Origin of the sequence: Terrisporobacter hibernicus, assembly GCF_020809405.1 — a bacterium.
In the GTDB taxonomy this organism is placed as follows: domain Bacteria; phylum Bacillota; class Clostridia; order Peptostreptococcales; family Peptostreptococcaceae; genus Terrisporobacter; species Terrisporobacter petrolearius.
On the sequence record NZ_CP081135.1, the window covers coordinates 761,670 to 774,140 of the forward strand.

The window sequence follows — 12,471 nt, forward strand, 5'->3', positions numbered from 1 at the left end:
AGATTAATTCTATTTATATATTTATAATATTATCATTAATTTATTTCCCTATCATTACCATCATATGCGCTAAGGAATTTATATTATTTTCATTTAAAAATTTCTTTAATTTTTCAACAATAGTAACATTATGCTCCACAACTTTTACAAAACTTTGTATAAAATCTACAGCATAATCCACTTTCATTTCACTTTTATAATATCCACATAAACCTATTAACGTTATTTTTATTAAAGAAAATCTAATAATCAAATCATTATAAGTATAATTTAATGACATATTACTTACTGGGAATAAACTATTAAATATATATGAAACTAAATAATTCTCATATATATATTTGTACTCACTTATAAAATCTGAATATTCATTTTGTAATGATTTATTTAATACTTCTTCTCTTTGCTTAATATTACTTTCATTTAGTTTTAAGTATTCAATTGCTTTATCAAATTTATCTATAAACCTATTATCACTTATACCTTTTGATAAAATTACATTATAAATTTCTGTGCAAAATTGATTTTGTACACCTATTAAATTTTCTAATCCAAACTTATTTAAAATTCCATGATATATATTATTATTTATTCTATTTTGATAATCTTGTATAAGGTCATTAACTAAATTACTGTCATTTATTTCTGATAAGTTTTTAATAAATAATCCTAATACAGCTAATCTTTCTTCTATAGTATATTTTCTTTCCTGAATTAAACTTATACAAAATGACCTAATTTCATCAAAATTATTCACAACATATGATTTAGTCTTATTTTTATTTATCTCATTATTAAATTTTATATTAGATATATTTTTATTTTCAAGACTAAATTCTATACATTCTTTACTTAATAATATATTTTTAGCCACTTCAATACATGATAGTGTTAATGAGGCCTCAATTCTATTATTTACCTTGTTATAGGTTCTTGGATAAGTCTTACATGTATTACACATATTTCTCTCACCTATGTTTAAATATATCTCACATAGTCTATCTTCTGATAACATAGGACAAACTCCATTATTTAATTTGAATTTACCATAACTATTATCACATGTTGATTTTCTGTTTCTAGTTATACTTGAATTTAATTTATTAGAGAAATTTGTTTTCTTTAATTTTTTGTAATTTTTAAAAGTTTTTTTATCTATAGTTATAGCCCAATCTTTACAGCAATGGTCTTCACACTTACTTCCTATACATTTAAATTTTTTATAATATTCCATACTCAAAAATTCCATAACCTATATCTCCCTACTATACTGTTTTCTATAATACCTGTCGAATTAATTTATACGACATATTCTAATATAACTTTATACTTCAACAAAATAAAGGTAAGCATAAGAGATTTGACGCCTAAAATATATAATTTAAAATTGATATAATAAAGCCAATAGTTTAGAAATCTCATTTCTATTACTATTGGCTACAATTTTATATTTAAATGTAGAAACCTATTTTGACTGTATTTTTAGATCTTCTGGTAGAAGTTTAGACCAAGGCATTACATTTTCTATCTCAACTTTAGTATATTGTTCAAATTCATCAAGAAGAGGAGCTGTTCGTTTTAATCTTTCTTTATATCTAATATAAAAGAATTATCTCTTTCACTGTAGCTTTCTCTTAACTCGTTTTCAATTGCACATATTTGTTTACAATAACTAAACCCTTTATTGCTCTTAATTTTTTAGGTCTTCTTTATCTAGGTTTGATACTATTTTATAGTATTTTCTGCATATATATGCTAGGGAATATACAATTTTAGCACTTTTGACTTTATTATATCCAGTATGTCCATCAGTTTGAAGTTATCCTTAATAATCTCCTAAGAATGCTTTAGGACAAGAACTTCTCTAGTTTATTGATAGTCATATAAAATGATATAACTTCCATTTTTAGAAGTATGATTAAGTTTATTATCTATATCTAAATTATTGATTGTGAAAACCCTTATATCTAATATACTATAATAAAACCGTAAAACCTTTGATATTCCAAGGATTTCACGGTCTTATTAGTAAGTATTTTTCTGAGTAACGGGCTTGAATTTTGAAGTTGTTCTCACTTTATAACCTTTCAATAACCAAACCCTTCATCAAAATTTAGTATCTTAATTGTATTTTGTTGTTTATTACAAAATACAAACAATGCCTTTTCAAAAGGATCTAGTTTTAAACCATTCTGAACTTCTAATACTAATCCATCTATACTTTTTCAAAGGTCAGTAACGCCGACGGCTAAGTATACTTTAGTTATTATTCCTAAGTTCAGCATTGCTTAACTCCCTAATGATAACTTATAAATATTTATAATCATCTGATGGTACATATATAGTTGCATTTCATATAATTATTTTTACATTCCTTTTAATAACTGGTTCTTTAACAGTAAACTTATTGTTCTTATTTAATTCTACAACTTAAAATTTTTCCATATTATTCCTGCTTAAGTTTTAAATATGGTTCAATATTATCAAGGTTGAATTTTATTTTTTAGAAGAAACTAATTTTTCTACATTGTTATAATCATATATATATCTTATTATTTCACATATTTGATTAACGTCTTCTATATTTAGTTCTCCATAATAAGGCATCGATAGTACTTTTTTGACTACTTCATGTGATACTGGTAGATTTTCTTTTTTAGTAGATGGTAAATGTTTATACCATTCAAACTCACTACAAAGAGGGTAAAAGTATTTCCTAGTAATTATATTATATTTTTTAAGTTCTACATGTAATTCATCTCTTGATATACCATACTTATCTTCATCGATTTCAATAGTAAAATATTGATAACTAGAATTTTCATCATCAAGCTTATTTACTATTTTTATTCCTGGTATATTACATAAACCATTTTCATATATTTTCTTTATATATTTTCTTCTTTTTCTTTCTTCTTTTACAATTTTTAGAACTTCTATCCCCACTGCTGCCTGTACTTCATTTAGCTTTGCATTTGTTCCTGATATCACAACTTTTTCTGGAGATACAATCCCAAAATTCTTTAATAAATTAAGCTTTTCATATAATTTATTATCTTTAAATACAAGACACCCACCTTCGATAGTATTAAATAACTTCGTTGCATGAAAACTAAACATTGTCATATCCCCATAACTACCTATACTCTTTCCATCTATATGACTACCAAATGCATGAGCTCCATCATATATAACCTTTAAGTTATATTTATCTGCTATTTCTTTTATTTTTTCTACATTACATGGATTACCAAATACATGTACTGCTAAAATTGCACTTGTTTTATCTGTTATAAGTTTTTCTATTTTACTAGCATCTATATTTAAAGTCTTGTCTTCAATATCACAAAACACTGGAGTTAATCCATTTCTATCTAAAGCTTGTACTGTTGCTGGAAATGTAAATGGTGTTGTTATAACTTCCCCACTTATATCTAGAGATTTTAGTCCTAATTCTAATGCTAATGTTCCGTTGCTGAACATAACTACATTGTCAGCCTTCAAATATTCTTTTAATTTTGATTCTAGTTCCTTATGTTTAGGCCCATTATTTGTAATCCATTTAGAGTTCCACACTTCTTGCAACTGGCTATATACTTGATCTAAGCTTGGTAGTAATGGTCTTGTTACATATATTGGTTCTTTAAATTTCTTAGCTATCATACCTACCTCATATATTCTTTACTATTCTACTTATTATATAATTTATCTAATCCTTATCTAAATCATTGAGATTAAGTTTAGAACTTTATAATCCTCATCTTTAACTACTAATTTTATTAAAACTTCTCATCCTTTAAATCTAAATTTTTAGTTTTAAAGTATACACACCTTAAACTATCTATTCATATATGTTCTAACAAACATTCTAAATAATATCAACTACATAATATTGTAAAATTCTAAATAATCTACTTTTTGGTGATTTATATATTTATTTCAGTATATATCAAAATTCACCCTATAAAATCGTTTTTTAAATTGCCTCATTTATAGGGTAAATTTTGATACGACCGACTTTTATAAAAATATTATACATTAAATTCAATAATTCTTCTTGAGTTTCATATTTAATACCAGTTAATTTGTTTAACACATATTTTTATCACAAATGCTTAATATTATTTTACAAATCTATCTAATTTAGGAATTTTTTCATTATTTGAAATGATTTTTTCGACTAAATTTTTATTTTCATCCATTTACATGTTAATATTATTCTCTCATGCAAAATCTATCATTTTTTGAGTCAAATCTTTAGTTAAAAATATTTGACTCTCAATATAATTAATACCCTCTTATTATAGTTGTTCTGCTGGATAATGCCTTGGCAAATCATTCGAGAAACCTGGACATCTTGAGCATGATTCACTACTTGGAAGTGATATCATTGTTCTCAAATCTTTTTGTTTTTCTTCAACACTGATATCATCATTTAACAAATCAACATATTCCCCTTTAATCATCGGTATGATATTATTATAACTACGCCAAAACCCTCTAGAACAGCAGTGTATTTCACCTTCATTTATGATAAAATATTTTCCAACACGTTGCATACATTTACTAGCATTGCTGTCACGCTCTTCGACAGTATTCCACTTAATAGAGTGATCTGTAAAATCTATCCATCCATCATAGTATAAATTGTCTCCATTAAATCTTGAAATACGATATACTATATTTCTTTTTTTGAGCAATTCAATATTTTCATCTATTTTAGGCGATAATCCATTCCCATAATCACTTAATATTATTTTTATTTTATCTTTTTTTAACTCAAGAAAATCTAGTAAATCATCTTTTAGTAATAAAGTACTATTAATTACCATATCAACAGATTTATTAATTTGATTTTCATATAAAAATAACATTTTATATATATCAACTAAATGTGGGTGCATTAGGGGCTCACCACCAGATAGCGTAAATATGTCCACAGAATCAACCATACTAAAAAATGATTTAAAAGCTCTTTCTAAATAATCTAAATCAGCATGTCTTTGAGGCTCATAATATGGCGAATACGATAAACACAATTTGCACTTTAAAGTGCATTTTGATGTAATAAGTATAGCCATCCTTTTTAAATGTAACTCTTGCTTCATAATAATTACTCCCTCCAAGTTTTATAAATACAATCGCATGGTCTTCTTATCTTTGTCTTCACTATTCAAAACATATCCATTTTGAGTATATATCGAAACAGCTCTTTCATTTTCTGCATAAACCTCTAATTCTGTATATAAAACCTTTTTTTCTTTTGATAAATTAATACCTTGTTGTATAAGTTGTTTAAAAATTCCTTTTCCTCTATAGTGATACTTAACACTTCCTGTTGTCATAAATGAATATTTCTCATTAATATAAATAGCATAAATGCCTATTACCTCTTTTTTATCTTTGGCTACAATAATATACGCATTTTTACATATTTTTAGTGCATACCCAAACATGTCATCAACTAAATTACTTATTGGTGGCACATATTCTTTATCCATTTCTACAAGGTACTCATAAAGTATATTTATATCAAATGTATTTGGTTCAAATATTTCATACATATAATTATACTCTTTTTAAATAATCAAAAGTTGATTTTGCAGTTTCTTTCACTTTAGGTATATTTTTTTCAAGTATTGTTCTAATCTCATCACGATTATTATAACATCTTTGTATTGCTCTTTTTATTTCATCTGTTTCTGATGCTACATACTCTTGTACTCCTGCTAAAGTTGCAAATCCTAATATTTTCGTACTTTTCATACTATCTGTATATGGTATAAAAACAGTAGGTACATTTTGAGATATCGCAGCAACAGATGCATGAACACGACCAGTTATCATCATATCCATATTTCCTATTACTCCTTTAATTATCTCTGGCGAATATACTCCTTCTAAAAACAAAAGATTTTCTTTAGGAATATTACCCTTGTTTATTAAAATAGTTTGAAGCTGTTTTAATATAGGATAATCTCTACCATGTATAGGTTTAAAGTTTGGAGGAAGCTCAAATCCATTTGAATGACTTATAAATACAAATCTCGCACCTGTTTTACTGTATGCATCTTCTAAAATTTCAACCCATTTATCATATTCACTATCTTTTCTTGGCCATTTATCATATGGTTGTGTATCCATATTAAAACCACAAATAGTAACACCAATCAGTGTTTTATCATTTGCTATTTTTTCTATATCTAGTATTTCTGTTACTTTATCTTTAGAGACTGGTTCAAATAAAAATGCTGGACAAGCAAATAACTTTGTGTTTTTTGTATCAAATCCATATTTTTTTACATTTTCAATTGCTTGAGGTTCTCTTGCAAGAACAGCTGTATAGTTTTCATATACAATTTGTGCAAAATCTCTTGTCAACTCATCTTCAAATGGTCCTTGTGAACCAGCAAATAAAATTGTTTTTTTACCAAATAATTGAGCAACACGCATTTTTAATAGATTAACTAAAAATCTATTTTTACCTACATGGTCCGCATAATCTCCCCACATATCACCACTTAAGTCAATTATAATATCACTACTTATAATTTCTTCTATATAAGGAGTCTTTTTAATACACTTACCTGTCTTATTATAATATTGAGCAATCGCAAATTCTTGTAATGCATTGTCAAGATCATTTTCTTTCCAACAATAATAAATATCCATGGGTTTTACAGTAATATTATACTTTTCTATAAATTCATCTGTCATTTGAAATGTTGTGTTTACATCCGCTTCTGGAAAAACTCTATTTATATGTTCAAATAAACTCTTAACGATATAAAAGTTACCAACATTGCCATATTCCATTCTTCCCCAGTGAACTGTCGTTAAACCCGTAATAAAAATTTTCATAAATATTTCCTTTCATCGTATCTATACATAAGTATAATCACATAACATATTTTTAATTTCTTCTTTTGAATTAAACATCAATAAGTCAATAATAGATAACCCCTCAATAAACTCTACTTTGGATTGATCATATGATTTTAAGTTTTGTTTAATAAATTTTATATCAATATTTTTGCTTTTGTATTTTTGGATGTCAAAAAAGATTTTGCCTCCTTCAGGATTCATGTACGTATGAATATTTCCAAGTGACAAACAAATATTTAATGCCCATTCATCAGGTGAATTAGGTTTAATTATAGGTGTATTTTTAGAATCAAAAATAATTATATCTGTTTTTATATCCAAATAATTACAAATTTTAACTAAAATATGCTTATTAAGTTCAGTAATACTATCTGTTTGTATACTCAAGCACTCTTTCACTAATTCAATAGTTTTAAAGTAGTACTTAGCATTTTTTTTATAATGAACTAACTGGCTTAAAATCTTTTCTTTCCAATTATCATCATTTTTTATTTTAATGTCGCAAATCAAAGTGTTCTGCGAATGCTTTTTTAAAGGAACTTTTATATAATTCCATTCACTATTCTGACTTAGAATTCTATTTCTTTCAATCCAACCACGCTTTATAAATTGAACATCCTCTAACAGAATAAATTTATCTACACTATTTATCAAAGAAAAATATCCAATATAAGGGAAAAAATATGGTTGCATAATCCCCACCTTCATATATTAATCTCCTTTTATAATTCGATAATAACTTTTCAAGTTCTATAATCACCTTTAAGCTATTTTTTATCAACATAATTATACATTTTTTTACATTTTAATTCAATATTTTGCACTTTAATGCATTATATTTATAAATGATATTATAAATATGTTTCTTACTCATTTTTAGTTATATATCACATTTATGAACCTAAGTAAAAAATTGCTTTTACATATTTTTTAATTTTATTAATATAATAGACCTTCTCTATAATATTTTTTCTAAAGTCTAATACCTCTAAAACTTACATATAACTCTACTTTTTCTTGATTACTTAATTCATTATAAAATCTTTTAAATTTACCTTTGTTCAATTCATCAAATCTGCCTTCTTTCATTAATATATAACATGTATATTGTACTACATCTTTTAAATTACATCTTTTTCTAATCTCTACTTCTTTATTGTATTTATATTCTGTATACTCATTGATTTCATCTAACATCTTAGCCACTCTCTTAAAATGTTCAATTCTTTGCTCATATGAGAAGTACACTCTATTAGTCCAAGATCCTTGTACATTAACTCTATACGCTGACATTGTTTCATCTATATAGTATGCTTTACCATGATTTGCAAGAAAAATTTGTAATGGGTAATCACCTGCATGAGCATCAAAAAACCACGTTGGAAGATCATCAATTATTTTTTTGGGAAAAAGTATGGAATTTGTTCCTATAAACATTCCACCACCTAATATAAATTCCCTTATATCTAATTCTCTATTTACTTTACTAGGTCTAATTAGCCCTATATCGTTTGCACTCTCTGTACCTACTCTCTTTACTGAATGAGTGCAAAGCGTACATTCAGAATCGGACTCCATATAATCAACTTGCTTTTGTAATTTATATTTATCTGTCCAATAATCATCCCCCTCACATAATGCTATATATTTGCCCTTAGCTCTATTAAAGTTATATGTATAACTTATATGTTTTACACCTCTTGAGTATTGGTTTTCACTTTGTAATACAGGCTTAATTATATCCGGATACATTTGTTGATACTTTTTTATAATATCAGCAGTTGAGTCAGTTGAAGCATCATCATGTATAAGTATTTCATACTTAAAATCTGTCTTTTGCATTAGAAAACTTTGTATAGCCTGTTCTATATATTTTTCATGATTATAAGTTATACAACTAACACTTACTTTTATTTCATTTTCCATAATCTTCTCCAATTTTTATTTTGTAATTTATAAATCACTTGATAATACTCCATCCAACAGATTTAGTAATTCATCATATATATCATCTTGTTTAAAATCAATTTCTTCGCATTCTTCTTCATCTAATCCTTTGATAAACTCTTCATAATAATCATAATATTTTTCATAATCTTTATTTCCATTTGCATACATCAAGTATCCAATGTTTCTATTAACCAAAGCAGACTTAGCCAAACTATCGTTATTATTTATTACTTCTACATATTTATCTAACGCTATTTTAAACATATTTAATTCAAAATTATAAAGAGCTAACTTATAGTTTAAATTCTCTCCAGACATAGAATCAATATCTTTATAATTTTTTATAGCTATATTAATTATAAAATTAATTAAATCATACTCATTTAAAGAATGTAAATATAATAATTCACATTTATAAACGTCTTCACAATGTTCACTATTTATTGCTGTTGCTATTAAATTCGTATAATCTTTACTTTGATTTAATAGTGATATATATATATTATATATACCTTTTGTATTATATTTTTCATATATATACTTAGCTAGCCCAATACAGTTTTGTATATTATCACACTCAGAGGCAATTACATATTTTGACTTTTCATACTCATCCTCTATAACTCTTGCATATTCTTTTAAATCATTTTTTATATCACAATGGTCAATACTTCCTAAATTTTTTATTATGTATTCTATATTAAACTCTTTATTATTTTCATTTAATAAATATATATTATCTCTTTTTTCAATAATTTTTTTATAATTGTAAATATCTATATTCTCAGTAATTATAATATTGCTTTTATTACAAACTTCTTTTTCTATGTAAATATCTATATTATTTAAGAAACCAGTTTTATCTATATGATAATTTTCATCAGCATAATAAATCATCTTAAAATCAGCTTCTAATTTACTAATTGAATCTAGTTTATTTATATCACTAGATAGAATTATACAGTTTTCACTTCTTCTTAATAAGTATTCAATAATATCATTAACTTTTTTAGGATTTACTTCACATAATGTTATCCCATTTTCTACATATTTATTTTCATGTATAAAATCTTCGTTTTCAATTATATTTATAATATTATTGTTAGATGTTTTTAGTTGCTTAAGTATATCATCTTGTCTATCTATTCCTAGAGTTATTATTGTAAAATTCTGTAGTTCTAAATCATCTACAAATTCATTTACTATTTCATTTTTAGTTTTTTCTTGAGAGAAATAACTAAATAATATTTCTTCTAATTCTTTATCTTGTTTAATTATTAATTCTCTTATTTGATTTAGTGTAATCATTATCTATTCCTTTCTTAATGACTTTATTTGCAGTTTTTCACTATATCTTCTCTTACTTCTGTTGTTGATATATTTTCAGTCCTTTTCAAGTACAAAACCTTGCAATATTTTTTTAGATAATCAAATTTTCCATCCCAATCATCGCCCATTACTAATATATCTATGTTAAATTTTTTTATATCATCTATTTTTTGTTCCCACGAATCTTCTTTTATTACTAAATCAACATCTTCCAATGATTCTAATATTTCTTTTCTTTCTTGATAACTATAGACCGCTTTTTTACCTTTTAGTGAATTGAATTCATCACTAGATAAACCAACTATAAGCTTATCTCCTAGAGATTTTGCTCTTTTTATTATCCTTACATGTCCTATATGCAAAAGATCAAACGTTCCATATGTTAAGATCCTCTTCATCATATCCTCCCTAATAAAAATTGCTACAATTTATGCCTAAATATATTTTTATATTTTATTTATTACATTATCTATAGATTCCCACACTCTTATACTTGATTTTCCATCTTTATAATAATAAAAAATATCTCTAATAGTATTACGTTCTTTTTTATAATAGCTTGTATCATTACTACAATTTATTATTTCTTTTGTTAGTTCTACTTGATTATTAACCTTAGGACCTGCTGCCCAAAAATCATACGGTTGCAAAACTATTCCTCTTTCTTTTTCATATATATCTATATCTGTATTTACAAATATAGTAGGTTTATCCATAAACAGAAAATCTCCATATATACTTGAATAATCTGTAATTAGCATATCTGCAGCATTTAAAATTTCATATAAATCTAATTGTGCTTTATCTAAATCTTCATTTGATATAAATATCATATTATCTAATTTTCTACCTTTTGTTTTACTAGTAATCGTTCTCTCTTCACCATGATGCACCTTAGATATACAAATCATATTATTTTCATCTAAAAATTTATTAAAATCTTCGTAATCAAAATTTTTTATTTTTATACTATCATCAAGCTCTCTAGATCCACTTGCTGTGTTTGTATTTTCATGCACATGGAATGTTGGCATATTAAATATAATCTTTTTATTTTCTAATGATATTCCTAATAATTTCTGCAAATTTTTTCTTCCATTTTCTAAAAGTAATATATCTGTTCTAGGATTTCCTGTTATATCATATTTATCTTCAGGTATTGCCGAAAACGAACTTTTAATCAACATTGTCATATTAGATATAACACATATCTTATCTATACTTTGATATTCTTCTGGTGTAAATGCAAATTGTTTATTTTTCTTATCCATCAATCCACATGCTTTAAATACCACATCTCCATGACCAACATCAATGTTATATGTAAACTTAGGATAATGCGTAAATGTATTAAATCCTGATACTGTTACCCTTGATTTCAAAGGAACTTTTACAACATTTTCTAAACTTAAAACATCTCTACCATTTATAATATTCAACTTATATTTCTCTTTATATTTTTGTGGCATATACTTTATAAGTGCATATACATTGGAATCTGCTGCATTAAATTTATTTAATGTTATAGTTTTTTTATAATCTTCATTTTTAAGGCTTTCCATATCTTTGGAGTTAATTTCTATTAAATCCCAAACTTTATTATTTTCTACCATGATAAAACATTTTTTTATGCCTTTTGATGCAATATATCTTGTGGTTTTTATATAATTAATATCATATTTTATAATCATATCAAAATTAATATTATCTCTTGATTTTATAAAATCTTCTAATTTGATTATTTTATTATTTGTTAGAATAAGATCGTCTTTTAAAAATGCCCATGATTTATCTACATTATTTTTATAAATACGGTTTATATATTCCTCATCTATATCATCAAACATAGTAGCCAAATATTTTACAAAACTTAAATTTTTATAATTTATACTGTCATCACTTTTAACTTTTTTTATTATATTAATATATTCGCGAGCTAATAAATCATCTTCAAAAACACTAACCAATTCATTTTCAAAGTTTATATCATCACTATACTTTAGTGCCAACCCTGAATATAAAGCAGCTTTCATTTTCTGATCAGTAATTATATATATATATATTAAGTTAAAATAAGAATCTAAAAAATCATTTTCTATATCTATTGATTTTATATAACAATTTATGGCTAAATTATATTCTTGAATTTTATAGCACAGCATTCCCCTTAGATTCCAATATTCAGAGTTATTTGAAAGTGTATTTTCATTTTCTATTATAAGTTCAAAAGCCTGTTCTATTTTATTATTTACTATCAATTTTTTTATTTCATTGATGATGTTCATTTTATTATCTCCTTAGTACTTT

General features: G+C 25.0%; 11 protein-coding genes. All 11 read right to left on the bottom strand.

From position 1 onward, the window contains the following. Positions 1-40: 40 nt before the first annotated feature. The 11 genes from fliB to JW646_RS03745 all read right to left on the bottom strand — a co-directional run bounded on the left by fliB (position 41) and on the right by JW646_RS03745 (position 12,449). Positions 41-1,249, bottom strand: coding sequence for a flagellin lysine-N-methylase (fliB, locus tag JW646_RS03700; RefSeq protein ID WP_228416640.1), 1,209 nt, complete (start codon positions 1,247-1,249; stop codon positions 41-43). 838 nt (positions 1,250-2,087) lie between these two features. Continuing rightward, the gene (tnpB, locus tag JW646_RS20325) at positions 2,088-2,219 is read right to left on the bottom strand and encodes an IS66 family insertion sequence element accessory protein TnpB (RefSeq protein WP_408647789.1); all 132 of its coding nucleotides are present in this window, start codon (positions 2,217-2,219) and stop codon (positions 2,088-2,090) included. A gap of 277 nt (positions 2,220-2,496) precedes the next feature. Further along, complete coding sequence (locus JW646_RS03705; protein WP_228416641.1) at positions 2,497-3,663, bottom strand: DegT/DnrJ/EryC1/StrS family aminotransferase; 1,167 nt, start codon at positions 3,661-3,663, stop codon at positions 2,497-2,499. Between the two features lie 638 nt (positions 3,664-4,301). After that, positions 4,302-5,108 (bottom strand): radical SAM protein, encoded by an 807-nt coding sequence (locus JW646_RS03710; protein WP_228416642.1) that lies wholly within the window; start codon positions 5,106-5,108, stop codon positions 4,302-4,304. Between the two features lie 21 nt (positions 5,109-5,129). Continuing rightward, positions 5,130-5,564: a GNAT family N-acetyltransferase gene (locus JW646_RS03715; RefSeq protein WP_074918602.1), complete on the bottom strand. Its 435-nt coding sequence runs from the start codon at positions 5,562-5,564 to the stop codon at positions 5,130-5,132. Between the two features lie 4 nt (positions 5,565-5,568). Further along, positions 5,569-6,861, bottom strand: coding sequence for a polysaccharide pyruvyl transferase family protein (locus tag JW646_RS03720; protein ID WP_228416643.1), 1,293 nt, complete (start codon positions 6,859-6,861; stop codon positions 5,569-5,571). A gap of 21 nt (positions 6,862-6,882) precedes the next feature. Next, entirely contained in the window at positions 6,883-7,593 is a 711-nt protein-coding gene (locus tag JW646_RS03725; RefSeq protein WP_074918606.1) for a WbqC family protein, read from the bottom strand. A 264-nt stretch (positions 7,594-7,857) separates the two neighbouring features. After that, positions 7,858-8,811 carry a glycosyltransferase gene (locus JW646_RS03730; protein ID WP_228416644.1) on the bottom strand — a complete coding sequence of 318 codons (954 nt, stop codon included), beginning with the start codon at positions 8,809-8,811 and terminating at the stop codon, positions 7,858-7,860. 27 nt (positions 8,812-8,838) lie between these two features. Beyond that, positions 8,839-10,143: a hypothetical protein gene (locus JW646_RS03735; protein WP_228416645.1), complete on the bottom strand. Its 1,305-nt coding sequence runs from the start codon at positions 10,141-10,143 to the stop codon at positions 8,839-8,841. A 23-nt stretch (positions 10,144-10,166) separates the two neighbouring features. Next, positions 10,167-10,562: a glycerol-3-phosphate cytidylyltransferase gene (tagD, locus tag JW646_RS03740; RefSeq protein ID WP_074918613.1), complete on the bottom strand. Its 396-nt coding sequence runs from the start codon at positions 10,560-10,562 to the stop codon at positions 10,167-10,169. Positions 10,563-10,610: 48 nt separating this feature from the next. Then, a complete protein-coding gene (locus JW646_RS03745; RefSeq protein WP_228416646.1) occupies positions 10,611-12,449 on the bottom strand; it encodes a CDP-glycerol glycerophosphotransferase family protein in 1,839 nt (612 codons plus the stop codon). Positions 12,450-12,471 lie beyond the last annotated feature (22 nt).

Bases quoted from the DNA above. Each gene is read 5' to 3' on its own strand.
- fliB (WP_228416640.1), bottom strand. From the start codon at position 1,249: ATGGAATTTTTGAGTATGGAATATTATAAAAAATTTAAATGTATAGGA.
- JW646_RS03705 (WP_228416641.1), bottom strand. From the start codon at position 3,663: ATGATAGCTAAGAAATTTAAAGAACCAATATATGTAACAAGACCATTA.
- JW646_RS03710 (WP_228416642.1), bottom strand. From the start codon at position 5,108: ATGAAGCAAGAGTTACATTTAAAAAGGATGGCTATACTTATTACATCA.
- JW646_RS03715 (WP_074918602.1), bottom strand. From the start codon at position 5,564: ATGTATGAAATATTTGAACCAAATACATTTGATATAAATATACTTTAT.
- JW646_RS03720 (WP_228416643.1), bottom strand. From the start codon at position 6,861: ATGAAAATTTTTATTACGGGTTTAACGACAGTTCACTGGGGAAGAATG.
- JW646_RS03725 (WP_074918606.1), bottom strand. From the start codon at position 7,593: ATGAAGGTGGGGATTATGCAACCATATTTTTTCCCTTATATTGGATAT.
- JW646_RS03730 (WP_228416644.1), bottom strand. From the start codon at position 8,811: ATGGAAAATGAAATAAAAGTAAGTGTTAGTTGTATAACTTATAATCAT.
- JW646_RS03735 (WP_228416645.1), bottom strand. From the start codon at position 10,143: ATGATTACACTAAATCAAATAAGAGAATTAATAATTAAACAAGATAAA.
- tagD (WP_074918613.1), bottom strand. From the start codon at position 10,562: ATGAAGAGGATCTTAACATATGGAACGTTTGATCTTTTGCATATAGGA.
- JW646_RS03745 (WP_228416646.1), bottom strand. From the start codon at position 12,449: ATGAACATCATCAATGAAATAAAAAAATTGATAGTAAATAATAAAATA.